The following is a 25,865-nucleotide window of genomic DNA, read 5'->3' as shown; positions in this document are numbered from 1 at the left end:
CAAAAAATGCCAGCTGGCAAACAATAAACACAAGGCTTACGGCTGCTATAAATGGCGTAAAACCTATTTTTTTAAAGAATGAATAAAAGCCTGCCAGTCCGCATAGTTGGGCCAAAGCTACCGTTATCGCCATTGCCTGCCCGGTGTTCAGACCGGCTACCAGCTTAAAAAAATAAGGCACCAGGTATTGTCCGGGACTCCACCACGTAACAAACTCACTATAGTTTTGCGAAATGTCGTCCTGATCTGGCGCCGTTAAAACATTAAAGCCGCCTCCTAACCGCATGCTGCGCAATACATTAAATCCGTTGGCCGGATCGGGGAAAAGTGCAGGGGGGATAAAAAAAAGGACGACTCCCATTATCAGCACAGCTATGCCGGTAATTATTAAAATAATTTTATGCGGGTTGTTTTTTTGCGAAGGCATTAAGTTAAGTTTAAGAGTGGGTTCCGGATATTACTAATTTATATAATTAAAAAAACAAATCAGGTTATAATTCGCTCACGAACCTTTATTGCCGGCTTTCCCTGGTAAACAGAATAAGCGTCCATGTTTTTAGTAGCTACCGAACCGCTTGTCAGCACTGCGTGCGATGCCGCAATTACGCCAAGGTTAACCATTGCTCCTGCTCCTATCCAAACGCCATCCTCCAACGTCACTGGTTGAGTTATCAGATCGAAAGTTTTCTTTTTATAATTATGGCTACCGGTAAGCAAAACAGCCCCTTGAGAAATACAAACATTATTGCCTATGGTAACCGCAACAAGGCAATCTATCCATACATTTTCACCAATCCACGTATGATTACCAACGGTTAGATGCCATGCATATTTAATATTAACACCAGGCTTTATGGTAACACCTTTACCAATTTTAGCCCCGAATAAACGCAGTAAAAATACTTTAAAACTGCTTGATGGCAGCAAACCGCTTTTTAAAAAAATAAAATTTGCATAATACCACAGTAGGCGTTTTATAGTGCCACCACCCGGATTAAAAGGCGAATTATTGTATAACGAAAGATCAGTTTGCGGCATTGTTGCTTATCAATAAATCATTGCGTTTTACCCAAAAATAAAGGGTTATAGCAATAATTATATATACAATTATGTTAAAAATGGCATGATGGTCAATAACCCTGTTTTCATTCCTGTTCCAGAATAAGGAGAGCAGCACAAACCTTATAACGTTTAAAAACTCAATTCCTAAGATCCCGCCGATAAGGAAGGCGATCTTAGATTTAAATTTTACCGGGTAAGCTAAAACAAAAGCGGCAAAAAAACTAATAACCCCTAAGCCAAGGCATGAATAAACCAATTGAATAGTGGCATGGCCGGGCACCAAAAGTTCATAATTATTGGTAATAGCCACAAACCCAAACCAGTTAAGAACCTGAACGCTACACTTTAGCAAAAATTTGCGACTTATAAACAGCGTATTTTCCGCAGTGCAGGATTTTAAAATTTCTTTAATAACCGTCGTTTACAATGCCGAAAACACTATCACCAGCTGTATAGATTCTGTTATACGGCAAAATTTCAATAATGTTGAGTATATTTTAATTGATGGGGGATCAACCGATGGCACCATTCAGATCATTGAAAAATACAGGCATTACTTAAGTCACTTCGTTTCGGAACCTGATAATGGGATCTATGATGCTATGAACAAAGGCATTAAACTGGCAACAGGCGACGTTGTTGGAATACTAAATGCCGATGATTTTTTTGCAGATCACACAGTATTAAGTGCTATAGCAAATGCATTTGTGCAAAACAATGCAAATATTTTATACGGCGATCTTGATTATATAAATGAAAACGGGAATGTAATACGAAAATGGCGGGCGGGCGGGTTTACAGCCAAGAGCTTTAACCTTGGCTGGATGCCACCGCACCCTACTTTTTATTGTAAACGTAATTTGTTTGAAAAATTTGGGCTTTACAGCCTTAATTATGGAACGGCTGCTGATTACGAACTCATGCTCAGATACCTGCATGTTAATAAGTTACCGGCATACTATATAAATAAGGTAATAATTAAAATGAAAATTGGCGGAAAAAGCAACAATAGTTTAAACAACCGCGTAAAAGGGTTATTCTTTGATTTAAAGGCGATGAGGAATAACCAAATTTTGCTTCCGATTTTAACAGTAATAGTTAAACCGATGCGAAAGATTATTCAATACTTTTAAATCAAAAAAAGAGTGTTAGGATGTAGTAAGAAGTGGCCATGTTAATTAACAATTGTTATATACTTGCTCCCATTAATTTTAACTATTGTATATTTAGCGTAACTATTGAAGATGATGGAATTTTTATATAATTACACTTTTGTATATTACGCTTTCATTGTCACCGTTTCTTTGCTGATCACTACTTTCGCTATTCCCTCAATTTTACATGTAGCCCGCTTTCGCCACTTATATGATGACCTTGGTCATTTCAGAAAAGAGCATGACCATGGTATACCAAGGCTTGGCGGAGTAGCCATTTTTGTTGGTTTTACCATAACGTCGTTATTATTCTGCATGACTGATAAGTCATTGCCTATAAATTATTTGCTTACTGCCTGTATAATTTTATTTGCAATGGGCTTAAAAGACGATCTTTCAGGGGTAAATTCCAATACAAAATTCGTAATACAGTTTATTGTTTGTGCCATACTGGTAATATTGGGCAATATCCGCTTAACCGGGATGTATGGTGTATTTGGTATTTATGAGCTGCCTTACATAATAAGTGCAGGTTTATCAATTTTAATAATTTTACTGATTGTTAATGCTTTTAATTTAATTGATGGCATTGATGGTTTAGCGGCTACAACCGGCATTATTACCAATGGCTCGTTTGCTATATTATTTATATATGAAAAACAATATGAGCTGGCGGCGGTTTCGCTCGCTATGGCAGGCTCTATATTGGGGTTTTTTAGATTTAATTTAACCCCGGCCAAAATATTTATGGGTGATACCGGCTCATTATTAATCGGGTTAATATCGGCAGTAATGGCTTTAAAGTTCATAGAAGTAAATATGCATACCGTAAGCAAACTACCCCAATTGTATGAGGCGCCTGCATTGACCGTTGCCATATTGATAGGCCCTATATTTGATACTATCCGCGTATTTGTGATACGGATATTAAACGGTGTCTCACCTTTTAGTGCTGATCGCAATCACATTCATCACCGTATGTTAAAGCTTGGCTTCAATCATTTACAAACCACTCTTATTTTAACAGGTGTCAATATAATAACCATTTTTATAGTGTTTCTGCTAAGAGACTACAGTAACTCTGTTCTAATAGTTTTAATTATATTAATGAGGCTGGCATTAAACTGGGCCGTCACCTTCTTTATCCGTTCAAAAGAGCGCGAAGGTTTGGCTCTTCGCAATCTGTTTATTTAATCTCACTCAGATCAATTTACTCCTTCAAAATTACTTTAGCCTGTGTTTACAGCTAGCTTTAAAGTATTTCCTCTTCTTAATTTTAGTTAATTTTGCAGCCTTATATTATTAACAATGAGAATTGCTATAAATGGGTTCGGGCGGATCGGGCGGATTTTTTTAAGAAACATTTTAACCAGACCGGATATTGCTGTTATAGCTATTAATGATCTTACGGATACCAAAACGCTTGCCCATCTTTTTAAATACGATTCTGTACACCGCGGTTTTAAGGGCACTATAACCTATGATGATAACCATTTATTTATAAATGGCAAGGCCATAAAGGTACTTGCCGGGCCTGATCCTGCAGCATTGCCCTGGAAACAGCTGGGTATTGATCTGGTAATTGAATCTACAGGTAAATTCACCTCAAAACAAGGTGCGCTACGCCATTTAGATGCCGGAGCAAAGCAGGTTATAATTTCTGCTCCGAGTACCGATAAAAGCATCCCCACTATAGTGCTGGGCGTAAATGACGGATTTGTTAATCTGCAGTCGTCAATCCTGTCAAACGCCTCATGTACTACCAATAATGTAGCTGCAATGGTTAAAATACTTGATGACAACTGGGGTATTATTGACGGATACATAACTACCGTACATTCCATGACAGGGGATCAAAACTTGCATGATGCACCGCATAAAGACCTGCGCAGGGCAAGGGCAGCATCTGGGTCTATCATTCCAACAACTACAGGGGCAGCCAAGGCTATCACCGCCATATTCCCCCATCTTGAAGGCCGACTTGGTGGCGCAGGCATCCGGGTGCCGGTTTTAAACGGCTCATTAACAGATTTTACGTGCAGTTTAAAAAAACAGCCAACCGTTGAGGCCATTAACCTTGCGTTTAAGCAAGCGGCAGAAGGCGCCATGAAAAATGTTTTGGAATACACTGAAGACCCCATCGTATCAACCGATATATTAGGCAATACCCATAGCTGCATATTTGACGCCCAGCTTACCTCAGTTGTTGGTGGACTGGTAAAGGTTGTAGGCTGGTACGATAATGAAATGGGATATTCAAGTCGCCTTGCGGATTTGGTTGAGAAGATCAGTAATATGAATTAGTTTCAAGCAATCATAAATTGACGGTTAGTCTTTAGTCTCAAGTAAAAAAAGACCTAAATTCGACTTAAGACTCCGGACTTATGACTATCGACTAATACCAGTTTAAAACACCGGCACCTGTACCCACCTTTCAGGATATATTTGGGGCGGGTTATCTTCACCCTTTAAAAAACCCAGGAAGTGCTTTGGGCAATAAACTGTTTTATTTTTTTTATTATTTAAATAAGCGGCCCACCAGCTGAATGTGCTATTGGCTATTATACAAATATCAGCATTCATCATTAGTTGAAAATCAATTATCTCGCTTTCGTTCGAGAAATACTTATTTTCCAGGTAATCAAATTCCTTACTTATCGTATTTATTTCATCAGACATTATTACATAAAAATTATTGGCACTATACACCTCCTTAATTACTTTATGATAATAATTAAGCGGTATAACCAGGCTGTCCCCGTTTCCAGAGGCCGCTTTATAATCAGCCATCCTGATATGGATAACCACAACCGATTGATACTTTTTTAACCAGTTAAATTTTCGGTTATATGCTTTTAAATATTTTGATTTAACTGAATAAGCTTTTAATAGTTCATCAGCATTATGTTTAAAATATGTTTCAGACTGGAAAAAGCCAAAATATAAGGCACCATTTTTAGTTTTTTGTAATGCATTGCCAGGATCTTCATTTATTCCGATCATTATATGCTGCCTGGTTAACCGGTTACAAACCTTTTCATAAAAACCCCGCCTCAAATAATGGCTAAAAAACAGTTTAAATCCTGTGTAATCGAATAGTAATTTGTCCAGGTAGTAAAAAAAGTTTTTTTCAAGCTCAAAATACTTATAAAGATCTATAGGGGTGCCATTTTTTACCAGGAAGAAGGGAGTATTGAGTTTTTTATGCTGATTATAAATAAAAGCATATTGAAATAACTGGTTTCCGAGGCCGCCGGATAATACTATAGCTATCATATTTTAGTAAACCAAAAGCAGCAATAACTATTTAGAGCAAGGCTAAAATTCAAAGTTTGCTTAAATTATTGATCAGCCTAAAATTATGGATATTATTTAACAATCAAGCAGTCTTACTTAATAGAAGAAAGTACCGGTTCCAATTCATTTAACTTAATCAATCTTACTTCACATACTGCAGATAAGTAACTGCGCTGGTAACGGGGTAATTTTTTTGATTGTAATAAGTGTAGGACGAAAAAGATAGCAGATCATCGGATTTACTCAACAGAAGGTTTTGCTGATCAATAGCCAATTGGTTTGAGTAGTACTCCTTTGAAAATGTTATTAGCCGATGAACATTTACCTTAACCGCCTTAACGCCGCTTACTGTGGTATCTGATATCGTTTTAAATTTTACGTTATTTAAATTATCATCAACAAAATTAAAAGTTGTTAGCCCATCCTGGTTTAAGGTTGTAAAATCAAATGCCCCAAGCGAAGTTTTCTTAAAATCCTCCTTTAAATGAACAGCCGATGTTTTTTTATAACCATCAGCAAGCACAAAAAGGTTTACATTTTCATCAAATGCAAGTATTAAGGTTTTACCGGAGACACTGGTTTTAACCTTTTGTGAATATATTATAAAAGCTACCTTATGTATAGAGTCGTCCCGGGTAAGCTTCTTTGTAGTATCGGCAGGTGGTTTTGTTTGATTTCCGCTTGGTTGGCTGCTATCAGTCGGTTTAACATTATTTTGGGTACTGCACCCCCAAAGAATTACAGAAAGTAAAATTATTGAAAATAGGGATCTCATAGCAAAATTCGATAGGTAATAAGCCTGGTTTATTAATACAATAGTTGTGCTGTTTTTTTATCCCCCCGCCAAAACAGTTAATTATAGCTCTACAATATAATATTGGGGCGTTACACGGAAGAAAAATTAATAGGTTTGGGGAAAATTCTGCTCGTTTTTTTAAGGCAGAAATCTATATTTTTAATAGAATGATAAAATTTATTGCTGTTGATGAATTACTGGCTATCCGCAATGAAGTTTTGCGCGAAGGGAAACTTACCCCTGATGAATGCATATTCCCGTCGGATAGTTTGCCGGGTGTCTTTCATTTAGGCTTTTATGTGGGCGATGAGCTGGCCTCCATTGCATCTTTCCATCCACAAAGTTATGGTGAGTTTACCGGCACTGGCTACCAGTTACGCGGGATGGCTACTGTTGAGGCATACCGTGGGAAAGGCTTTGGTAACCAGCTGCTAAATTTTGCCATAGTTTACCTTAGGGGACAAAAGGCTAATTACCTTTGGTGTAATGCCCGTAAAAAAGCCATACCGTTTTATATGAACATGGGTTTCGAAGCTATATCTGCAGAATTTGATGTACCTGGTATAGGGCCTCATTATGTCCTATATGTTAAAATTCAATGATTTTTTTATTAATTAAAACACCTTTTTAACTTTTACGTTCGGATTTTAGAATTAAATGCTGAATTTGGCATCCGAATAAATTATTTACATCAAACTATATGAAACTGAATATTGTTCTGCTTTGCGTCGGGCATATTCATCTTCATTAAAAACAATTGCTAAATGAAAACCATTGACCAGATTAGCTTTGCCGGGAAACGTGCCCTTATTAGGGTTGATTTTAACGTGCCACTTGATAAAGATTATACCATTACCGATGATAACCGGATGACAGCTGCCCTCCCAACCATTAAAAAGATCCTGAAAGACGGTGGTGCAGTGATCCTGATGTCGCACCTGGGAAGGCCAAAGGGAGGCCCCGAAGAAAAATATTCATTAAAGCATATTGTTCCTCATTTGGCTGATCTGCTTGGCCAACAGGTTGAATTTGCTGATGACTGCATTGGCGCCGATGCCCTTGCCAAATCAAAAGAATTAGGAAAAGGAGAAGTGTTATTGTTGGAGAACCTTCGTTTTTATAAAGAAGAAGAAAAGGGTGATAAAGATTTTGCCGAAAAGCTTTCAATGCTGGGCGATATTTATGTAAATGATGCCTTTGGCACCGCACATCGTGCACATGCTTCAACAGCTGTAATAGCCCAGTTTTTTCCCAATGCCAAATACTTTGGTTACCTGATGGCCGGTGAACTGGCAAATGCAGAAAAAATATTGAACGGCGCAACCAAACCCTTCACCGCCATTATGGGTGGGGCCAAGGTATCAGATAAGATTGAATTGATTGAAAAGCTATTAGATAAGGTTGATAACCTGATCATCGGCGGCGGTATGGCTTACACTTTTGCAAAAGCGCAGGGTGGCAACATCGGCAAATCATTAGTTGAGGCTGATAAGCTCGACCTGGCGTTGAGCCTGATCCAAAAAGCAAAAGACAAACGTGTTAATTTATTGCTGCCTACCGATTCTGTTATTGCTGATAATTTCAGCAACGACGCAAATACTGACAAGGCGCAAAACGATAATATAAAAGATGGCTGGATGGGTTTGGATATAGGTCCTGATTCAATTGCAGCGTTCTCTAAAGTGGTTGAAGAATCAAAAACCATATTATGGAACGGTCCCATGGGTGTTTTTGAAATGGGGAAGTTTGAGGCCGGCACTAAAGCAATTGCCGAAGCTGTAGTTAAAGCAACTGAAAATGGTGCATTCTCACTAATTGGCGGTGGTGATTCTGCAGCTGCTGTAGCCAAATTTAACTTTACCGATGACGTAAGCTATGTATCTACCGGTGGCGGCGCGTTGCTGGAATATATGGAAGGTAAAGAATTGCCGGGCGTAAAAGCGATAAATGGTTAATGTAATTGCTTATTTGTTTGAACCTTGATTTCAGATTTAAAATAAAGCTTGTAAAACACAACAATATTTTAATCTTAAAAATTATGGTTCAAACAATTGGTTACCCGCCTGATTTGAGTAAAAGTTGCTCTTTAGCAAACATCCCTGCCATTTCCATACATTCTTGTAGTTGCAATTAAAGTTTGGCAAGCAACGGTTTAGTAATGACAGCGCATTGACGCAATTATCAAATAATCTTATTTAAATTGCCTATATGAATACCCTCCATATCCTCAACGGAGATTCCACCAGGTATAGTTTTGAACAAACCGGCCTTGACGGCGATGTTATGGTTTGGCGCGAGGTTTTGTCCGAAGGACCGCTGGAAGAGAATATTTTAGCTGCTCGTTTCTGGAGAAACCGGAAAAAATGGATCACTGAAACTTTTAATGAAAAGCCCGAAAGCTACCAGTATAAAATGCTCGATCAGCTTACAAAGCTAAGTGAGCAATATGATGTGATAAACCTATGGTTTGAGTTTGACTTGCATTGCCAGGCAAATCTGCTGGGCGTTATAGCCTACCTGGAACAAAAAATTGACCTGTCTTCTCCAGCCATTTATCTTATCTGTCCTGGTGATTTCCCCGGCAAGGCCGATTTCAGGGGCATGGGCGAACTAAATAGTGAAGAGTTGGAATATCTTTACGATAATATAAGAGAGCAACTAAGCGACGAGGATTTTGCGATAGCTTTGCAAGCATGGAAAGTTTATGTAAGTAAGGATACTGAAGTGCTGAATAAATTTCTGTCAACAACAGATTTTTGGGGTAGTCTGCATTTTTTAAAACCTGCCTTGCAGGCACAGCTTAAACGCTTGCAGGTAAATGAACAAGGGCTGAACTACATAGAGCAAAAGCTGCTGGAAATTTACAATTACGGTATCAGAACAATACCGGAGATCTATTTGGAATTCTGGAAAACCGAAAAGATCTATGGTATGGGAGATATGGAGATTGATACTTATCTCGACAAACTCAGGAAAAAGGATTTGATAATTCTAACATTATGATAAAACATATTAATACTGATATAAAAGATAAGCAAAGCAGCAGCACAACTTGGAGAAAAAAGCCAATAAATAGACGATAGCTCTATTTATTGCCTGCAGCAAATTCACCATTCCAAATTTTTATTTCGGCGTTGCCGCAATTGTTGGCGATGGCTCGCTCTCATTCTTCAACCTGTCTATCGCGGTAACAACATATAAATAAGTTTTTCCTTTCTTCACGCTATCATCGGTAAAAAAGGTGCTGTTGTTATACTGTATATGCAGAATATACTTAGGATTGTTTAAGTTCACCTTCTCATTACCATCAAAACGATACACTACATAGCCATATACCGGTTCCAGGTCATTGGCCAGTGCGGGGGTTGCCCATTTTAACTGAACGCCTTTTAATCCGGTTATAGCTGTAAAATTTACCGGGGGGTTTGGTGGAACAGAATCTAACCAAAGCATTACCGGTGGCAAAGCAGGGTGGTTGTAATAAGTTTGTTTAAGCGAATCAGCAATGCCAAGTGGGTTATTTATTAATGATTTTGAACTAAAATAAACACTGCCTTGTACCCTGAGGTTTTTGCGGAGGTATTTTATCTGATCGGGCATTTGTGCAGGGTTCTTAAACTTATTAACCTTACGCTCATTTATCCGATATGCCGCCATCCCGATATATAAATGCCTTCCGTAAGTATTATTACTCCACCAGTCGAGTAGCTTATTAAAGGCAGCTGAAGGGTTGTCAATGGGCCAGTAAAGCTGGGGGTTAATGTAATCAACCCAACTCTCTTTTACCCATTTACGCGAGTCAGCGAACGTTTCATAATAAGATGAGCCACCATGCGTTTCAGAACCTTCCGGATTTTGATAGGTATTGGCCCAGATCCCAAACGGGCTGATCCCGAATTTTACGCGGGGCTTATGTTTATGAATGCTGTCGCTCAGCATCTGGATGAGGGTGTCGACGTTGTGCCGGCGCCAATCTTTTATATCATCGTAACCATCGCCATAATTGGCAAACGTTTGCGCATCATCTATGTGTTGGCCGTCAATTGGGTACGGGTAAAAATAATCATCCATGTGCACGCCATCTATATCATAATTATCAACCACATCTAAAAATACCTTAACAATGTAATCACGCACCTCGGGGATGCCAGGGTTAAAATGTTTAATTCCGCCATAGGTAAAGAACCATTCCGGTTTTATTCGGGTAATATGAGATGGCGCCAATAAAGAAAATTTACCATCGTTAGTTCCCCTGTAAGGGTTAAACCAGGCATGCAGTTCCATGCCTCGTTTGTGAGCCTCATTAATTGCAAATTCAAGCGGGTCATAAGCCGGATCCGGGGCCTTACCTTGTTTGCCGGTAAGCCATTTTGACCACGGCTCACGGCTTTTAGCATAAAATGCATCGGCAGCTGGCCTTATTTGGAACATTACCGCGTTTATACCTTGCCGCTGGTGAATAGTTAACCTGTCAATCATTTCTTGCTTTTGCTCACCAGTGCTTAATCCAGGTTTGCTTGGCCAGTCTATATTCTCAACGGTAGCAATCCATACGCCTCTGAATTCGCGCTTTGGGGCAATGGTATCCCTAACTGATGTATCTTCACCAGGCAGAGAATCAATATTAAGTATAGGCTGAGCCTTTGCTTCTATAACAATAATTAATGTAAAAATTAAAAAAAGCACTTGGCGGTAGATACGCATTAAACAATTTATTAAAAGTTGCAAAGATATAAACTCATAGCTTAGCAGTTTTAGTATAGTGCATAATAATTGCCCGTATTTTGTGTTTTAATCATATTGTGCTTATTTTTAGCCTTGCTTAATTATATATTATATCAATTAAGCTAATATTTGCGTTATATTTTCCACACTTTAATTTATACTGAATGGGATAGATCAATAATTAGATACCGGAAATTAATGTCGAAACAATAAAACAAATAAGTTGTAACATATATTATTATAAAACCGGCATACATTTAGCTATTATTGAAAACTTAAAAAAATTAATTGTTATGGAAAACCAAACAAGCCAAACACCTAAAAAAAATTCAAACGTCATTTACTTCCTGATCGTGGTGGTACTGGCTTTGCTTGCCACGGATGTGTACTTGTATCTGCAAAAAAACAAATCTGATACTAAGATTGTATATCAAAACGACGAAAAAACCAGGCTGCAAACTGAGCTCGACAGCTTAGAAGCACAAATTGAGCAAGTAAATGCAGGCAAAACAAAAATGTCGGCAGCTTTGCAAGCAAAAAACGACTCGCTGAAGGCTAAAATAAGGGTCTTACGCAGCGAACTTGCCAAAGGTAAGTTAACAGTAGCTGAACTGGCCAAAGCGCAGGAAGATGTAAAGCAACTGAGATATTTTGTAACTAAATATACAGCCGATTTAGAGGAGTTAAAAAAACAAAACGTTTCATTAACTACTGAAAGAGATACACTAAAAACTAATTTGGTTACTGCTGCAAAAAAAGATAGTGATTTAACCAAGCAAAACAAAGAACTTGATACCAAAGTTAAAGTGGCATCGGCACTTAAAATAGCTACAGTTGATATAGTGGCCTATAAAATTAAGGGCAGCGGTAAAGAGGTTGATACAAAACGGTCTGGTCCGGCTAAAAAAATCAAGATAAACTTTACAGTTGCCAGCAATGCTGTCGCAGAAAAGTCAATGCATGATATTTTTGTGCGTGTAATTGACCCAACCGGCAATTTAATAACCGGAACAGATTCCGGCACATTTAACGCCGATGGGCAGGACCTTCAGTTTACTTATAAAACTGCAATAGAGTTTAAAGATGATGGCAGTGGCTATACTATTGATTGGCTAAACCCGGTTGCCTTTCAAAAAGGCTCATATACCGTATTGCTATACGCCGATGGATATACCATGGGTAAAACCAGCTTTCCTTTAAAATAGCAGATAATACGTTATAAAATAAAAAGAGCACCCCAATAAGGTGCTTTTTTTATTTTATAGTGATAATGCGCTTTAGCCCTAAAGCCATTACTTTATATATTATAAATCTTGCTAATGTCACTCACAAATTGTATTTTCATTTCATCTAAACTTAGCATGACAATGAAAAAAAAGTTTTTCCTGTTAATAACCTTCATCGCTTTCACCCTGGCAGCTAACGCACAAATTTCAAATTCAGTTACACGAAGACCTCATAAGATAGATTCAAACACAGTTGTAAAAGATTCGGCCGGGGTTAGGTATTCATATGCAGACTGGCACAAATTAATTGTAACGGGCAATTATACATTGAAAGTTATAAATCCCGGAAAAGATAGTGCCGATGAATTCACCTTAGTAAAAATGGATGAAGCTGCAAAAGCCAGGATGAAAAATTTCAGGCTTCCATCAGATGAAAGTGGTTATATTAAAACGGGGAGGAAAATAGAGCTTTTTAGTGCAAAAGATATTGAAGGCTATAAGATAAGGCCAAAAGAGCTGGAAGGTAAAGTAGTAGTTTTAAATTTTTGGTTTATTGCCTGCGTTCCCTGCAAGGAGGAAATTCCTGAGCTTAATAAAATTGCGTTATCCTATGCAAATAACCCTAATATCGTATTTATAGCAGTTGCGCTTGATGATAAAGAGGATCTCCAAAAATTTATAAAAGCTAACCAGTTTGCTTACCACATTGTTAATGACGGGAAAGAGATTGCGGACAAATACGAAATAAAAAACTATCCAACCAGTATAATATTAGATAAGGAAGGTAAAGTAAAACTCCATACAAAAGGTTATGGCCCTTATACCCTTGAAGGATTTGCAAAAACTATAGAAGAAGTGGCTAAGTAATGATTAGAGGTTAGAGATCAGGGATCAGTTTTGTGTTGCTGGATATGGATTGTTAATAAATCCTGATCTCTGATCTCAAGCCTTCGGTTTCTGAAATTATACAGCAAACGAAGTGCCGCAGCCACAGGTGCTGGCAGCATTTGGGTTATTAAAGGTAAAACCGCGGGCATTCAAGCCATCCTGAAAATTTATCTGCATGCCAACAAGGTATAAACCATGTGCCTTATGCATATATACTTTTATCCCGTCAATATAATATTCCTGGTCGCCATCCTTTTTCTGATCGAAACCTAAAACGTAGTTCATGCCAGAGCAGCCTCCGCCTTCAACGCCTACACGCAGGCCAAAATCATCACCAAGCTCTTGTTGATCTTTCAATTTCTTAAGTTCTTTTACGGCGCCTTCTGTAAAGGTTACCGGTGCGGGAGCAGTTTCAACAGCAGTACTCATCTTATATTTTAATTAACTAAACAAATATAAGGTAAAATGCGGATTTTTGTCGCAACCTGTTTATTTATGACCTCTATTTAACATTCTTTAGCATGAACTTTTTGCCTTACTTTTTAGATATTTTAAAATATATAATAGCCGGTTTGGGTATTGTATGGATAGCCTTCTACCTTATAAAGCCATATCTTGACAGAGATGAGAAAATACAATTGCTTGAATTTAAAAAAACTATCAGTAACCAAACACTTCCTCTGCGCCTGCAGGCTTATGAGCGTTGTGTTTTATTTATTGAACGGGTTAACCCGGCCAATATGCTTATCCGCCTAAATGCTCCTTCTTATTCAGCTCATGAGTTATATAGCTTAGTTGTTGATGAGATCCGCAATGAATATCAGCATAACATAACCCAGCAAATTTATGTAAGCAGCAGGGCATGGGGCGTGGTAAAGCATGTTAAAGAGGATACATTAGGCATTATTAATAATGCCATTAAAAATGCTCCTGAAACAGCCACAGGACTTGAACTGAGTAAGATCATACTGGGAAGCTTAAGCCAAATGGAAGATAACCCGTATGAAATTGGCGCAAGTATGCTGCGGAAAGACCTTGAAGAATTGTTTTGATTTAGTTGATTAGAGGTTAGAGATCAGAGATTAGTTGAATGTGTTGATCACATTATTATAAACCAAATGGCCGAAAAGAAGACTACCACCACGTCAGGTATCGAAATTAAAGAGGTTTATACAGAGCCTGCAGGCCTGAATGAGCTGCCCGGTGAATTTCCGTTCACCCGCGGTATTCAGAAGGATATGTACCGGGGCAAACCCTGGACGATGCGCCAGTACGCAGGATTTTCAACAGCAGAAGAATCAAATAAAAGATATCACTACCTGTTAAGCCAGGGAACCATGGGCCTGTCTGTTGCCTTTGACCTGCCAACCCAAATTGGTTATGACTCGGACCATGAGCTTGCTGAAGGCGAAGTTGGCAAAGTTGGCGTAGCGATAGATTCACTACAGGATATTGAGATCTTGTTTAATGGCATCGAACTAAAAAACATTACCACTTCAATGACCATTAATGCTACGGCGCCTGTATTGCTGGCGATGTACATAGCATTAGCAAAAAAACAGGGAGCCGATCTTAAACAGATCTCGGGTACGGTGCAGAATGATATATTAAAGGAGTATGCCGCCCGCGGCACCTATATATATCCTCCCGAAGCTTCTATGCGATTAATAACAGATGTATTTGAATATTGCAGCAAAGAAGTGCCAAAGTGGAACACTATATCAATATCTGGCTACCACATCCGCGAGGCAGGCTCAACAGCGGTGCAGGAACTTGCATTTACTTTGGCCAACGGGAAGGCTTATTTAAAGGCTGCATTGCAAAAAGGGTTAGATATAAACGTTTTTGCAAAAAGGCTTTCCTTCTTTTTTAACTGCCACAATAACTTTTTTGAAGAGATAGCCAAGTTCAGGGCCGCCAGACGAATGTGGGCGCATATAACAAAGGAGTTGGGTGCTACTGATGCCGGGGCGCAAAAGCTGCGTTTTCATTCCCAAACGGGCGGTTCAACCTTAACAGCACAGCAACCCATGAATAATATTGTAAGGGTGAGCAACCAGGCCCTGGCGGCTGTGCTGGGTGGTACACAATCATTACATACCAATGGTTATGACGAGGCTATATCCCTGCCTACCGAGGCTGCCGCTAAAATTGCATTACGTACACAGCAAATAATTGCGTTTGAAAGTGGTGTTACCGATACGGTTGACCCTTTAGCCGGCTCTTATTTTATAGAGGCGCTAACTAATGATATTGAGAAAGCTGCACAAATATATATTGATAAGATTGATGCAATGGGCGGCTCGGTAAAAGCCATTGAGCAGGATTATATCCAGCAGGAAATTGCTAACTCGGCATATATTTATCAAAATGAAATTGAAAGCGGCGAAAAAGTACTTGTTGGTGTTAACAAATTTACCGAGCCCGAAGCAAGCGCTATAAATGTATTCAGGGTTGATGACTCTATCCGTATCAAACAGTCGGAGAAAATTTCAGCACTTAAAAGTACAAGAAACAACAACGCCGTAACAACCAGCCTGCAAAAACTTAGTGAAGCTGCAAAGGGCAAAGAAAACCTGATGCCTTTTATATTAAATGCGGTTGAATGTTATGCCACTCTGGGCGAAATTTCTGACACACTGCGCCACGTTTTTGGGGAATACTGACAATGAGATGCTGCCAAAATATCCTCTTGCAAGATTTGCCGGATCTTTTTAAAAAATTATTTACTGAATTATCAATTACTTAAACCTAAAAGGAAGAATAAACGGTTATAATGGCTTAAAAGTTGCCGGTTGGCAGACGTTACAACCAAAGGAAAACGTGCATCGAACAGCGAAATTGGAAAATCGGTTAAATTTTTTTTCACTTAGTTAATAGTAAAATTTCGCAATAGTTAAATAATAATATATTGATGTTTTTTTAATGCGAAAGGTAATATTTAATATTCAATTAACGGCATAAAACACCTTATTATTTGCTGAATTTATTTTACTAAAATGTTGAAATTTAATTTTTTTATCCACTTTTTTTTAGAATATTCGATGTTCCGTAGCAGTCCCAAAAGATGTTTCGCTGGGGGTTGGAAATCAATATTTTAATAAAATCTATATGGAAAAAACTTGTACTAACGTTTGGAATAGCTGCCTTCAAATCATAAAAGACAACATACCGGCACAAAGCTTTAAAACCTGGTTTGAGCCGATCAAAGCTTTGAGGATGGAAGGGAGTGTTTTAACCATTCAGGTACCAAGTTTATTTTTCTACGAATGGCTTGAAGAACACTATGTTGGCCTGCTGCGCAAAACAATAAAAAAACAATTAGGCGATGATGGGCGTTTGGAGTATAATATAGTTGTAGAACAATCATCATCCAGCAAGCCATATACTACAAATTTACCCTCAAACGGGAATGGCGCTGAATCAAAAAATCAGTCTATGCCAATACCTATTTCAATAAACAAGGACATAAAGAACCCTTTTGTTATTCCGGGATTAAAAAAACTGAATGTAGACCCGCAGTTAAACCGGAACTACACGTTTGATAATTTTGTTGAGGGCGATTGCAACAGGCTTGCCCGTTCGGCCGGTTACGCTGTTGCAGCCAAACCCGGAGGTACGTCATTTAATCCCTTAATGATATATGGTGGCGTTGGCCTGGGCAAAACCCACCTGGCGCAAGCCATTGGTAACGAAATAAAAAACTCGTTGCCTGATAAATTGGTGCTTTATGTATCATGCGAGAAATTTACACAGCAATTTGTTGATGCTTTAAAGCACAATAACATAAATGATTTTGTGAACTTTTACCAGGCCATTGATGTGCTGATAATGGATGATGTGCACAACTTTGCCGGCAAAGAAAAAACACAGGATTTCTTTTTCCATATCTTCAACCACCTGCATCAATCAGGTAAACAAGTTATCATCACTTCGGATAAGGCGCCAAAAGATCTTGCCGGTTTAGAGGAACGCCTGTTATCAAGATTTAAATGGGGACTTTCAGCTGATCTGCAAATTCCAGATCTTGAAACCCGCATGGCTATCCTTAAAAATAAAACCTACCAGGACGGCATTGAATTATCAAACGATGTAATTGAGTACGTTGCACATAATATTGATAACAACGTACGCGAGCTGGAAGGTGCAATGGTGTCATTGCTCGCGCAGTCAACCTTAAATCGTAAGGAGATTGATTTGAACCTGGCTAAACAAATGTTGAAAAACTTTGTGAAGAACTCATCAAAAGAGATCTCGATGGAATACATCCAGAACCTGGTTTGCGAGTATTTTGAAGTGCCAATAGAGATGGTTAAATCTCAAACCCGAAAACGCGAAATTGTACAGGCCCGCCAAATCTCTATGTATCTTGCCAAGGCGCATACTAAAAGCTCATTAAAATCAATAGGCCATTTCTTTGGCGGCCGTGATCACTCAACCGTGATCTATGCCTGCCAAACGGTTGAAGATTTGATTGATACGGATAAGAAATTTAAAGGCTATGTAGCCGATATTCAGAAAAAACTTAAAATGTCCTAACTGATTTTATGATGATTTATAGTAGCCTTGCGTGAAAATGCAGGGCTTTTTTGTAACCCAAAATGTCATGCCGAATTATTTCGGCACCCACGGGACATTCCCACGTGCAGGGTGCACATTTGGCAAGTGAGGTGCTGAAACAAGTTTATAATGACATGGAGTTGGAATAAATATATTAATTTGCCAAGCACTTAATTTTACTTAAATTGTATCAAATAATTAATTATGAAGAAGTTATTACTACTAAATTTCCTGCTATTATTTTCAATCAGCACCTTCGCCCAGCAATCCGCAACTGATGGTATCAAGCAATCCATCAAAACCATGTTTGATGCTATGCGCAAAGGCGACAGCACTTTATTGAAATCTGTTTTTGCAAAAGAGATGGTATTGCAAAGTGTTTCGACGAATAAAGAGGGCAAAGCTGTTATTTCAACAGACAGCGCCAATGATTTTGCTAAAGCTATTGGAACGCCGCACAACGGGGTATATGACGAACGCATAACCTATGGGGATATAAAAATTGACGGCGACCTGGCCAGCGTTTGGGCACCCTACAAATTCTACCTTGGTGATAAATTCAGCCATTGCGGGGTGGATGTTTTTTCATTAATGAAAACTGCAGATGGATGGAAAATAATTTATATTGTTGATACCAGGAGGAAGGATAATTGTATTGAATAGTTCTAAGTATTGAGTCTGTAGTCCACAGTCAAAATTTATGTTTCTACTAAGGGCTTAAGACTCAGGACTACAAACTTAAGACTTATCTATCACCTTGTAAAATCCATCCCTGTAACTATCTCCAACAGGAATAATAGTGTCACCAATAAAGATCCGGCTGCGTTCAACCGAGCCGATGTGCCTTAGTGAAACGATATAGGATTTATGTACCCTTATAAATTCAATGGCAGGCAACTGCTCTTCAATTTTTTTTAATGGCTGCAGGCTCATTACACGGCCATTAGTAGTATTAAGTGATACATAATTTTGAAGTGCCTCCACATATAAAATATCAGCCAGGTTTATTTTTTGGATGCGATGTTCTGTTTTAACAAATAGAAACTCAGATGGCTGTTCCGGCATAACAGGTGCATTAGCTATGTCCATTTTAGATTGGCTTGTTGTTAAATTAAGCGCCTTTTCGGCTGCCCGGTAAAACCGGTCAAAGGCAATGGGCTTTAACAGGTAGTCAACCACATCATGCTCATATCCATCCAGCGCATATTCGGTGTATGCTGTTGTGAGGACTATTTTACATTGCTTGCCTGCTATTTTAATAAACTGCATCCCTGTTAGCTCGGGCATCTGAATGTCGAGGAAAATCAAATCTATCTTTTGCTCGCGTACTATGTTCAATCCTTCAATTGGGTTAGTTGTGGTGGCTGCCAATTCAAGAAAAGGCACCTTGCGGGCATAATCAGCAAGCACATCAATTGCTAATGGTTTATCGTCAATTACAAGGCAACGTAGTTTCATATCAATTGCAACTTTAAATTTACGGTATAAAATTCGGGCTGGTCATCAATAGTCAAATTATGCCTGCCCGGGTATATAAGGGCCAGCCGTCGGCGTACATTGTTTAAGCCAATTCCTGCTGTTTTATCTTTTTGGCCGCGATTTTTTTTGTTGTGTACTGTGAAGTGGATTTCTTCATTTGTTGCCAGCAGTTTAATTTCAACAGGTTGGCCGGGATCACTTAATACGCCATGTTTAAAGGCATTTTCAACAAAAGCAATTAAAAGTAGCGTCGCTATTTTTTGACTGCCGATGTAACCTTCAATATTAAAATTAATACAAGCAGCACCTTTGGTGCTTATGCGCTGCAGCTCAATTACGTTCTCCAGGTATTTAATTTCGCTTTGGATGGGCATGGTATCCTCTCTGCCTTCGCGAAGCATATAACGCAATATTTCGGACAGCTTTAATAAAGCTGCAGGTGCATGTTCTGATTGCTGGTAAGTAAGCGAATAAATATCATTAATGCTGTTGAATAAAAAATGCGGGTTTAGCTGCGAGCGTAAAAATGTGAGTTCGGCAGCGGCTTTTTCCTTTTCAAACTCCTGTTGCCGGTGACGGGTTTTGTACCAACCCTCTACAAAAAAATACATCAACCCATAAACAAAATAACTCGGAAAATAATAGAAGAAGATATTGGTAATGTAATGGGTAACGGTCCAGTGATCGTCGTTATAGTTATCAAAACCCAAAACAGGTAAAAAGAAATGGAATTCTATTACATAGCGAAAGCCCACAATAAATAACAGGGTTAAAAATGCAAGCAAGATGGCTTTAATATAGCTTTTTTTAACCATTATCTGCGGCGCCACAAGCAGGTAAGCACCATAAAAACAAAATACAGGGATTAAAAGATACCCGGTTTCAACTATAAGGTATTTACAAAATAAATGCAGGTCGACCGGCTGATTTTTATAAGCACTTAAAATTCCTCTTGAAACTGAATTCCACAGATTATTTACAAGGAGCAGGGTCCAGAAGATTATATGCAACAGTATAACATACTTTCGTTTCATCGCTTAAATATATAATAGGTTTGCATGTTATGGCTATATAAATATATGAAAGCCTGATTTTTAATGACAAACAGCCCTGTAACTACTTATAAGCCGGCTTGCCTGTTTGTCAGTGAAATTACCCGGTTCATCAATTACAGTTTTAATAAACATGTCTTGTGCTGCATGTTTGTGTCACATCTGATTTTATTGAAATGAAAAAAAGATTATTGATCAGTTTGATCGCATTGTTGCCCCTGGCCGGTATTTGCGAGGATCAGCTTAAAGTTACGGTTCGTCAAGCGATTTTATTTATGTTGAGGACGTAACGCCGTTTATTTATGATAATTATCTCAGTTCAAACAAGTACAGAAACTTCACTGATTTTTTCCGGAGATCCTGCAGTATCTGAAAAATAAATACCCTGAACAATCCTGATCTAAACTTACAATTATGAAGAAGATAATTTTATTGCTCCTTATTTTTCCATGTTTGCTTAAAGCGCAGGAAGCTGGTTACATTAGTATAGCGGACTCTTGTTTTAAATTAAAGAACTATGTATACGCGGCTACCAACTATGATACGTACCTGGATAAATTAAATCCTGAGTCAAACACTATTGCCTATAGTTCAGCCATTGCATGGGGCATGGCAAAGGATAAAGAAAAGACTTTTGCAGCTTTAAACCGGTATATAAAAAACAACGCCTTAAACAATTATTATTTTTTTAGTGAAAAGCTACTCAAAGAAAAAGGATTTGAATTTTTAAAGGATGATCAAAGGTGGGCGATGATGATAGCATCGGTACAAAAAGGAGAAGCTAAAATTATTGCACAGGAAAAAAAGGAGAGCGAAGATGCAATAACAATATGGAAAAGTTTTGAAGCTGCAATGGATGTAAGACCTCAACTTACTACACTGACATCCGGGGGCGATGTTTACCCGGAGCTTAAAAGGGCGTTCGCTTATAAATCGCCAAAAGCTTATTTGAAAGATAATGGTATAGCGCTGTTTATCCGTATTGATACGACGAAAGTGCCTTTTTATGTGCATTTGCCTGCTAATTATGATCCTTTGATACCTAATCCCGCGTTGGTTGTTTTACATGGCGCAGTTAAATATAATAAAGGTTATAGTAATGCAGGATCATTCCCCTTAGTTTATCGTGCAACAAGTGGGCATATCCCCGGCTATGCCGAAAAATATATTACCATTTATCCGATGGGTACAAAAGTTATCAACTGGATGACTACCGAGAGTGGCTTTGATATGGTAAACAAAATTGTAATGCACCTTAAAGCCTATTTAAACATTGACGATAACCGGGTTGAGCTGCTTGGCCACTCAAATGGCGCCACCGGGGTGTTCACTTACCTGGTGAAATCACCCACTTTATATGCGGGGTTTTATGGGATGAACACCCAACCCAAAGTATTTGTTGGCGGTACATACTTGAAAAATGGATTGACAAGGCAGTTCTATAATTTTGCTACCGATAAAGACTATTACTATCCGCCTCAGGCAGTTAAAACTATTGATAGCCTGGCTAACTCACTCGGGGTAAAGTGGCACACAGAACTTAATAAGGGCTATCCGCATTGGTTTCCGTCGATGAAGGAATCACAAGTGCCAATGGCTAAAATATTTGAAGATATGAATACCAGGGTTCGTGTTCCCTACCCAAAAGAAATTTACTTTGAAACAGATAACGTTAAATATGGCGCATCCGACTGGGTAACCATAACCGCTTTAGATACCCTTTCAAAAAAAGCTACCTGGCACACCGATCCCAATTTTAAAATAACCGAATGGCTGGATAATAATGATTTTAATAAAACCATTCACCGCGAAGAAACGGCCTTTGATTATCCGCATAAATCGGGAGCCATGAAAGCGACCAGGAACGGGAATAATATACATATTGAAACAAGTGATGTAGCTACATTTTTCATTAAGCTAAACCGGGAAATGATAGATTATAAACAAAAGGTAAATGTACATTTAAATGGTAAAAAGGTATTTTCAAAAAGGCTGCAACCTGATCGGCAATTTACACTTACCAATTTTAAAGCGGAGTTGGACAGGAAAGCTATTTGGGAGAATGAGCTGGAATTTAGGGTTAAATAGATTTGTAGCGATACAGTATACTATGCAACTTTTATTACACGTTCTTTATTAGCTGCATAAGAAAGACACGCTAATATTTGGGTTTAGCTTATTTGAGGGAAGTCGTTGATGATCTCTTCATGGCTCATGCCGGAGGCAAGCCATTGTAAAACATCATATACAGTTATTCTTGTATCTTTAATTACAGGCTTACCGAACCTTATTTCAGGGTTAACTTCAATATATAGCTTATAATCAATTTGCTGCATAAACAATTCTAAATAAAATGTATTAATAATACATCACCCAAATAACAAGCCAAACACCTCCTCAATATTGCTTACCACCTTTACCTCTATTTTATAACGGGATAGATCCATTTTCCTTTTGTCCTGCCCGCCGGATGGCAGGTTATATTTGGAAATAAAGATCTGTTCGAACCCCAATTTTTGTGCTTCTGCAATGCGTTGCTCTACGCGGTTTACTGCGCGGATCTCGCCTGATAATCCAATTTCGCCCGCAAAGCAGGTTTTTGAAGAGATCGGGATATCTTCATGAGAGGAGATAATGGCAGCTGCAAGTCCAAGATCAATAGCAGGGTCTTCCACCCGGATGCCACCGGTTATGTTTAAAAACACGTCCTTTGCTCCAAGCTTAAAACCGCAACGTTTTTCAAGAACAGCCAGCAGCATGCTCATGCGCCTGGTATCAAAGCCGGTTGCCGTACGTTGAGGCGTGCCATAAGCCGAGATACTTACCAGAGCCTGGGTTTCAATAAGCATAGGCCGCATGCCTTCTAATGTGGCGCTAATAGTAATGCCGCTCAAAGGTTCATCACGTTGTGAAAGCAGGATCTCGGACGGATTTGATACTTCCCGCAATCCCTCGCCAAGCATTTCGTAGATGCCAAGCTCAGATGATGAGCCGAAACGATTTTTAACTGTACGTAAAATACGGTAAACATGGTGCCTGTCGCCCTCAAACTGCAAAACAGTATCAACCATATGCTCCAGTATTTTCGGACCGGCTATCATACCGTCTTTGGTTATGTGACCTATCAAAAATACCGGTGTAGAACTTTCCTTTGCAAAGCGCAGCATCTCAGCAGTACACTCCCTAACCTGCGACACACTCCCCGGTGTTGATTCAATATGTGCCGAATGCAGGGTTTGGATCGAATCAATTACTACAAGGTCAGGCTCCAGTTGCTCAATTTGCTTAAATATGTTTTGGGTTGATGTTTCAGTCAATATGTAGCAACCTCTATTGATTTCGGAATTCGGATGTTCGATTTCGGATTTATTTAATTTTTCTCCTAACCTCTGATCTCTAACCCGTGATCTCTGACCCACAACTTCCTGAAGCCTTTCCGCTCTCATCTTTATCTGCCGTTCACTTTCTTCACCGGATACATAGAGGACTTTAAGGTTTGGCATATTCAGGGCCAGCTGGAGCATCAGGGTTGATTTACCTATTCCTGGCTCTCCACCTATCAATACCAACGATCCAGCAACAATTCCGCCGCCTAAAACGCGGTTAAATTCGGCATCAGGGGTAATTAGCCTATCTTCATCAGTAAAAGTAATATCAGCAACCTGTACCGGCTTATTTGCACGCTGCTGCGTAGTTGAAGTGGCTTTCCAGTTAGGCACAGAGGTATTGGGTTTCTCTAAAATTTCTTCAACAAAGGTATTCCATTGGGAACAAGAAGGGCACTTGCCCAGCCACTTTGCTGCCTCATACCCACAGCTTTGACAGAAGTATGCAATTTTTGATTTAGCCATTATTGGATGTGCAGATTATTGATGTGCAAATGTGCAGATTTTAACTGCAATATACGCAATACTTGCTAATTAAATTAGTAAACGAATATACTTTAAAACAAGATGAGCAGACGCTTTTTAAAACATCTGCTCATTTTGCATTTTTTCATCCGCACATTTGCACATCTGCAAATTCGCACATCATTTTATAATTTAATTTCTTCAGCGCCTGAGAAGAAGTGGAACTCAGTGATCTGGTATGCAGGGTTGCTTTTAACCTTTATCCACTGGTTATATTTTATAAACCATTTCATCTGGCGGTTTATAAAGCCTTTTTTAATGTAGGCTTCAATGTAAGGGTGAACAACAAGTGTAATGTTCTTCTCGTTCTGTTCAACCAATATGTAATTAAAGTTGGTTTCAATATCATCAAGCAACAAAATTGTTGGCCTTATGGTACCGGTACCATTACAGGTAGGGCAAACCTCGTTGGTAACAATGTTCATCTCAGGGCGCACACGCTGACGGGTTATTTGTACCAGGCCGAATTTACTTGGCGGTAAAATAGTGTGCTTAGCCCTGTCATATGCCATTTCGCCCCTTAAATAATCAAAAAGATCTTTACGGTTATTGGGCTTGTGCATATCAATAAAGTCGATAACCACAATGCCACCCATATCACGCAGCCTAAGCTGACGTGCAATTTCTTTAGCAGCTTCCTTATTTACCTGGAAGGCATTTTCTTCCTGGTTCTCTTTGCTGGCTGTACGGTTACCGCTGTTTACATCAATAACATGCAGCGCTTCGGTATGTTCAATAACCAGGTAGGCGCCGCCTGCAAGATTAACTGTTTTGCCAAAGGCGCCTTTAATTTGCTTATCAACCCCGTAATGCTCAAATATAGGAACACTGTTTTTATGGAACCTGACGATACTTTCCAGGTCGGGTGATATTTCATGAACGTAAGAGCGCACCTCTTCGAACATGCTGTTATCATTCACATAAATATGCTCAAAATCGGGGTTTAATATGTCGCGCAACAAAGTTGATGTACGGTCAATTTCGCCTAACGCTTTTTTAGCAGGCTCAATTGATGGCAGGCGCGTAATGAATGATTCCCACTTTGATATCAGATCAAGCAGGTCCTTTTGCATTTCAACAACGCCTTTACCTTCAGATACAGTACGTATAATAACACCAAAGTGCTTTGGCTTTATACTCTCAACAATTTTACGCAGACGGTTACGTTCGGTGTTGCTCTTTATCTTTTTTGAGATAGAGATAACCTCCGAAAACGGCACCAATACTACATATCGCCCGGCGATAGATATATCTGAACTTAAGCGGGGGCCTTTTGTTGAAATAGGCTCCTTGGCTATCTGTACAGGTATAAGCTGATTTTTCGATAATAACTCAGAGATCTTGCCCCCTTTATTAATATCACCGTCAAGCTTAAAGTTATCTAAAAGCTTTGACTGATATCCCCCGCTACGTACTTGCTTGGTTAACTTAAGCAGGCTTTGTACCTGCGGACCAAGATCAAGGTAATGCAAAAAGGCATCTTTCTCGTAGCCTACATCAACAAAAGCAGCATTTAGCCCTGGCATGATCTTTTTGATCCTGCCAAGGTAAATATCACCAACAGTATAATTGTTGCTGATCTGCTCTTTATGAAGCTCTACGAGCTGTTTGTCCTGTAATAATGCAATAGTAGTCCCGCTGGGGGATGAATCGATAATTAATTCTTTTATCAATTGCTACTCCATTTCTTAAAGCGATTAAACAACCGCACGTTA

The 25,865-nt window shown here is 39.0% G+C and carries 25 protein-coding genes; 13 read left to right on the top strand and 12 right to left on the bottom strand.

The genetic code is table 11. From position 1 onward, the window contains the following. The 3 genes from JWQ54_RS24730 to JWQ54_RS24720 all read right to left on the bottom strand — a co-directional run. The coding region (locus JWQ54_RS24730) for a hypothetical protein (protein ID WP_299590410.1) at positions 1–427 on the bottom strand (427 nt) is incomplete at its 3' end. A 59-nt stretch (positions 428–486) separates the two neighbouring features. Beyond that, entirely contained in the window at positions 487–1,038 is a 552-nt protein-coding gene (locus JWQ54_RS24725) for a WcaF family extracellular polysaccharide biosynthesis acetyltransferase (protein ID WP_299590408.1), read from the bottom strand. Further along, positions 1,025–1,372 (bottom strand): hypothetical protein, encoded by a 348-nt coding sequence (locus JWQ54_RS24720; RefSeq protein WP_299590407.1) that lies wholly within the window; start codon positions 1,370–1,372, stop codon positions 1,025–1,027. Before JWQ54_RS24720 ends, JWQ54_RS24725 begins: the two co-directional genes overlap by 14 nt. A gap of 46 nt (positions 1,373–1,418) precedes the next feature. On the opposite strand from JWQ54_RS24720, the gene JWQ54_RS24715 reads away from it, so the two are divergent. From JWQ54_RS24715 to gap, 3 genes are all read left to right on the top strand, one after another. After that, positions 1,419–2,195, top strand: a complete 777-nt coding sequence (locus tag JWQ54_RS24715) for a glycosyltransferase family 2 protein (RefSeq protein ID WP_299590406.1) — start codon at positions 1,419–1,421, stop codon at positions 2,193–2,195. 111 nt (positions 2,196–2,306) lie between these two features. Then, complete coding sequence (locus JWQ54_RS24710) at positions 2,307–3,410, top strand: MraY family glycosyltransferase (RefSeq protein ID WP_299590405.1); 1,104 nt, start codon at positions 2,307–2,309, stop codon at positions 3,408–3,410. A gap of 114 nt (positions 3,411–3,524) precedes the next feature. Further along, complete coding sequence (gene gap, locus JWQ54_RS24705; RefSeq protein WP_299590403.1) at positions 3,525–4,520, top strand: type I glyceraldehyde-3-phosphate dehydrogenase; 996 nt, start codon at positions 3,525–3,527, stop codon at positions 4,518–4,520. Positions 4,521–4,622: 102 nt separating this feature from the next. Here gap and JWQ54_RS24700 read toward each other — a convergent pair whose 3' ends face one another. Then, positions 4,623–5,492 carry an alpha-1,2-fucosyltransferase gene (locus tag JWQ54_RS24700; protein WP_299590402.1) on the bottom strand — a complete coding sequence of 290 codons (870 nt, stop codon included), beginning with the start codon at positions 5,490–5,492 and terminating at the stop codon, positions 4,623–4,625. 163 nt (positions 5,493–5,655) lie between these two features. Continuing rightward, positions 5,656–6,288 (bottom strand): hypothetical protein, encoded by a 633-nt coding sequence (locus JWQ54_RS24695; protein ID WP_299590401.1) that lies wholly within the window; start codon positions 6,286–6,288, stop codon positions 5,656–5,658. A gap of 188 nt (positions 6,289–6,476) precedes the next feature. Here JWQ54_RS24695 and JWQ54_RS24690 point away from each other — a divergent pair, with 188 nt between their 5' ends. The 3 genes from JWQ54_RS24690 (at position 6,477) to JWQ54_RS24680 (ending at position 9,312) form a co-directional block, all read left to right on the top strand. Next, positions 6,477–6,911 (top strand): GNAT family N-acetyltransferase, encoded by a 435-nt coding sequence (locus JWQ54_RS24690; protein WP_299590399.1) that lies wholly within the window; start codon positions 6,477–6,479, stop codon positions 6,909–6,911. A 162-nt stretch (positions 6,912–7,073) separates the two neighbouring features. Further along, positions 7,074–8,264, top strand: coding sequence for a phosphoglycerate kinase (pgk, locus tag JWQ54_RS24685; RefSeq protein WP_299590397.1), 1,191 nt, complete (start codon positions 7,074–7,076; stop codon positions 8,262–8,264). Positions 8,265–8,517: 253 nt separating this feature from the next. Then, positions 8,518–9,312, top strand: coding sequence for a DUF1835 domain-containing protein (locus tag JWQ54_RS24680; RefSeq protein WP_299590395.1), 795 nt, complete (start codon positions 8,518–8,520; stop codon positions 9,310–9,312). A gap of 120 nt (positions 9,313–9,432) precedes the next feature. On the opposite strand, the gene JWQ54_RS24675 is transcribed toward JWQ54_RS24680, so the two are convergent. Further along, the gene (locus tag JWQ54_RS24675) at positions 9,433–11,013 is read right to left on the bottom strand and encodes a family 10 glycosylhydrolase (protein WP_299590393.1); all 1,581 of its coding nucleotides are present in this window, start codon (positions 11,011–11,013) and stop codon (positions 9,433–9,435) included. A gap of 314 nt (positions 11,014–11,327) precedes the next feature. On the opposite strand from JWQ54_RS24675, the gene JWQ54_RS24670 reads away from it, so the two are divergent. After that, complete coding sequence (locus JWQ54_RS24670; RefSeq protein WP_299590391.1) at positions 11,328–12,239, top strand: hypothetical protein; 912 nt, start codon at positions 11,328–11,330, stop codon at positions 12,237–12,239. Between the two features lie 162 nt (positions 12,240–12,401). Then, positions 12,402–13,127: a TlpA disulfide reductase family protein gene (locus tag JWQ54_RS24665; RefSeq protein ID WP_299590390.1), complete on the top strand. Its 726-nt coding sequence runs from the start codon at positions 12,402–12,404 to the stop codon at positions 13,125–13,127. A gap of 96 nt (positions 13,128–13,223) precedes the next feature. Here the strand turns inward: JWQ54_RS24665 and JWQ54_RS24660 are convergent, their stop codons facing one another. After that, positions 13,224–13,577 carry an iron-sulfur cluster assembly accessory protein gene (locus JWQ54_RS24660; RefSeq protein ID WP_299590389.1) on the bottom strand — a complete coding sequence of 118 codons (354 nt, stop codon included), beginning with the start codon at positions 13,575–13,577 and terminating at the stop codon, positions 13,224–13,226. 92 nt (positions 13,578–13,669) lie between these two features. Here JWQ54_RS24660 and JWQ54_RS24655 point away from each other — a divergent pair, with 92 nt between their 5' ends. From JWQ54_RS24655 to JWQ54_RS24640, 4 genes are all read left to right on the top strand, one after another. Continuing rightward, on the top strand, positions 13,670–14,200 hold the full coding sequence (locus JWQ54_RS24655; protein ID WP_299590388.1) for a hypothetical protein: 531 nt from the start codon (positions 13,670–13,672) through the stop codon (positions 14,198–14,200). A gap of 66 nt (positions 14,201–14,266) precedes the next feature. Further along, a complete protein-coding gene (locus JWQ54_RS24650) occupies positions 14,267–15,814 on the top strand; it encodes a methylmalonyl-CoA mutase (protein ID WP_299590387.1) in 1,548 nt (515 codons plus the stop codon). Between the two features lie 445 nt (positions 15,815–16,259). Further along, positions 16,260–17,687 carry a chromosomal replication initiator protein DnaA gene (gene dnaA, locus JWQ54_RS24645; RefSeq protein WP_299590386.1) on the top strand — a complete coding sequence of 476 codons (1,428 nt, stop codon included), beginning with the start codon at positions 16,260–16,262 and terminating at the stop codon, positions 17,685–17,687. 225 nt (positions 17,688–17,912) lie between these two features. Beyond that, complete coding sequence (locus tag JWQ54_RS24640) at positions 17,913–18,371, top strand: nuclear transport factor 2 family protein (RefSeq protein ID WP_299590385.1); 459 nt, start codon at positions 17,913–17,915, stop codon at positions 18,369–18,371. Between the two features lie 75 nt (positions 18,372–18,446). Here JWQ54_RS24640 and JWQ54_RS24635 read toward each other — a convergent pair whose 3' ends face one another. Both JWQ54_RS24635 and JWQ54_RS24630 read right to left on the bottom strand, forming a co-directional pair. Beyond that, entirely contained in the window at positions 18,447–19,166 is a 720-nt protein-coding gene (locus tag JWQ54_RS24635) for a LytTR family DNA-binding domain-containing protein (protein ID WP_299590384.1), read from the bottom strand. After that, positions 19,163–20,221: a sensor histidine kinase gene (locus JWQ54_RS24630; RefSeq protein ID WP_299590383.1), complete on the bottom strand. Its 1,059-nt coding sequence runs from the start codon at positions 20,219–20,221 to the stop codon at positions 19,163–19,165. The genes JWQ54_RS24635 and JWQ54_RS24630 overlap by 4 nt, the downstream gene beginning before the upstream one ends. A gap of 432 nt (positions 20,222–20,653) precedes the next feature. Between JWQ54_RS24630 and JWQ54_RS24625 the strand changes: the two genes are divergently transcribed. Next, positions 20,654–22,327, top strand: a complete 1,674-nt coding sequence (locus JWQ54_RS24625) for a hypothetical protein (RefSeq protein ID WP_299590382.1) — start codon at positions 20,654–20,656, stop codon at positions 22,325–22,327. A gap of 83 nt (positions 22,328–22,410) precedes the next feature. Here the strand turns inward: JWQ54_RS24625 and JWQ54_RS24620 are convergent, their stop codons facing one another. From JWQ54_RS24620 to JWQ54_RS24610, 3 genes are all read right to left on the bottom strand, one after another. After that, positions 22,411–22,575: a DUF433 domain-containing protein gene (locus JWQ54_RS24620; protein ID WP_299590380.1), complete on the bottom strand. Its 165-nt coding sequence runs from the start codon at positions 22,573–22,575 to the stop codon at positions 22,411–22,413. A 33-nt stretch (positions 22,576–22,608) separates the two neighbouring features. Continuing rightward, positions 22,609–24,090, bottom strand: a complete 1,482-nt coding sequence (gene radA / locus JWQ54_RS24615) for a DNA repair protein RadA (RefSeq protein ID WP_299590378.1) — start codon at positions 24,088–24,090, stop codon at positions 22,609–22,611. 185 nt (positions 24,091–24,275) lie between these two features. Beyond that, positions 24,276–25,823: an Rne/Rng family ribonuclease gene (locus JWQ54_RS24610; protein ID WP_299590376.1), complete on the bottom strand. Its 1,548-nt coding sequence runs from the start codon at positions 25,821–25,823 to the stop codon at positions 24,276–24,278. Positions 25,824–25,865: the final 42 nt, after the last annotated feature.

The sequence above is a fragment of the Mucilaginibacter sp. genome (assembly GCF_028288225.1).
Classification (GTDB): Bacteria; Bacteroidota; Bacteroidia; order Sphingobacteriales; family Sphingobacteriaceae; genus Mucilaginibacter.
Note: the sequence above shows the minus strand (reverse complement) of the source record. Positions and strands in the feature narration are given on the sequence as shown.

What these genes read in the sequence shown, in the direction of transcription:
- JWQ54_RS24725 (WP_299590408.1), bottom strand. Translation starts at nt 1,038, where the DNA reads ATGCCGCAAACTGATCTTTCGTTATACAATAATTCGCCTTTTAATCCG.
- JWQ54_RS24710 (WP_299590405.1), top strand. Translation starts at nt 2,307, where the DNA reads ATGATGGAATTTTTATATAATTACACTTTTGTATATTACGCTTTCATT.
- gap (WP_299590403.1), top strand. Translation starts at nt 3,525, where the DNA reads ATGAGAATTGCTATAAATGGGTTCGGGCGGATCGGGCGGATTTTTTTA.
- JWQ54_RS24700 (WP_299590402.1), bottom strand. Translation starts at nt 5,492, where the DNA reads ATGATAGCTATAGTATTATCCGGCGGCCTCGGAAACCAGTTATTTCAA.
- JWQ54_RS24695 (WP_299590401.1), bottom strand. Translation starts at nt 6,288, where the DNA reads ATGAGATCCCTATTTTCAATAATTTTACTTTCTGTAATTCTTTGGGGG.
- JWQ54_RS24690 (WP_299590399.1), top strand. Translation starts at nt 6,477, where the DNA reads ATGATAAAATTTATTGCTGTTGATGAATTACTGGCTATCCGCAATGAA.
- pgk (WP_299590397.1), top strand. Translation starts at nt 7,074, where the DNA reads ATGAAAACCATTGACCAGATTAGCTTTGCCGGGAAACGTGCCCTTATT.
- JWQ54_RS24680 (WP_299590395.1), top strand. Translation starts at nt 8,518, where the DNA reads ATGAATACCCTCCATATCCTCAACGGAGATTCCACCAGGTATAGTTTT.
- JWQ54_RS24675 (WP_299590393.1), bottom strand. Translation starts at nt 11,013, where the DNA reads ATGCGTATCTACCGCCAAGTGCTTTTTTTAATTTTTACATTAATTATT.
- JWQ54_RS24670 (WP_299590391.1), top strand. Translation starts at nt 11,328, where the DNA reads ATGGAAAACCAAACAAGCCAAACACCTAAAAAAAATTCAAACGTCATT.
- JWQ54_RS24665 (WP_299590390.1), top strand. Translation starts at nt 12,402, where the DNA reads ATGAAAAAAAAGTTTTTCCTGTTAATAACCTTCATCGCTTTCACCCTG.
- JWQ54_RS24660 (WP_299590389.1), bottom strand. Translation starts at nt 13,577, where the DNA reads ATGAGTACTGCTGTTGAAACTGCTCCCGCACCGGTAACCTTTACAGAA.
- JWQ54_RS24655 (WP_299590388.1), top strand. Translation starts at nt 13,670, where the DNA reads ATGAACTTTTTGCCTTACTTTTTAGATATTTTAAAATATATAATAGCC.
- JWQ54_RS24650 (WP_299590387.1), top strand. Translation starts at nt 14,267, where the DNA reads ATGGCCGAAAAGAAGACTACCACCACGTCAGGTATCGAAATTAAAGAG.
- dnaA (WP_299590386.1), top strand. Translation starts at nt 16,260, where the DNA reads ATGGAAAAAACTTGTACTAACGTTTGGAATAGCTGCCTTCAAATCATA.
- JWQ54_RS24640 (WP_299590385.1), top strand. Translation starts at nt 17,913, where the DNA reads ATGAAGAAGTTATTACTACTAAATTTCCTGCTATTATTTTCAATCAGC.
- JWQ54_RS24635 (WP_299590384.1), bottom strand. Translation starts at nt 19,166, where the DNA reads ATGAAACTACGTTGCCTTGTAATTGACGATAAACCATTAGCAATTGAT.
- JWQ54_RS24630 (WP_299590383.1), bottom strand. Translation starts at nt 20,221, where the DNA reads ATGAAACGAAAGTATGTTATACTGTTGCATATAATCTTCTGGACCCTG.
- JWQ54_RS24625 (WP_299590382.1), top strand. Translation starts at nt 20,654, where the DNA reads ATGAAGAAGATAATTTTATTGCTCCTTATTTTTCCATGTTTGCTTAAA.
- JWQ54_RS24620 (WP_299590380.1), bottom strand. Translation starts at nt 22,575, where the DNA reads ATGCAGCAAATTGATTATAAGCTATATATTGAAGTTAACCCTGAAATA.
- radA (WP_299590378.1), bottom strand. Translation starts at nt 24,090, where the DNA reads ATGGCTAAATCAAAAATTGCATACTTCTGTCAAAGCTGTGGGTATGAG.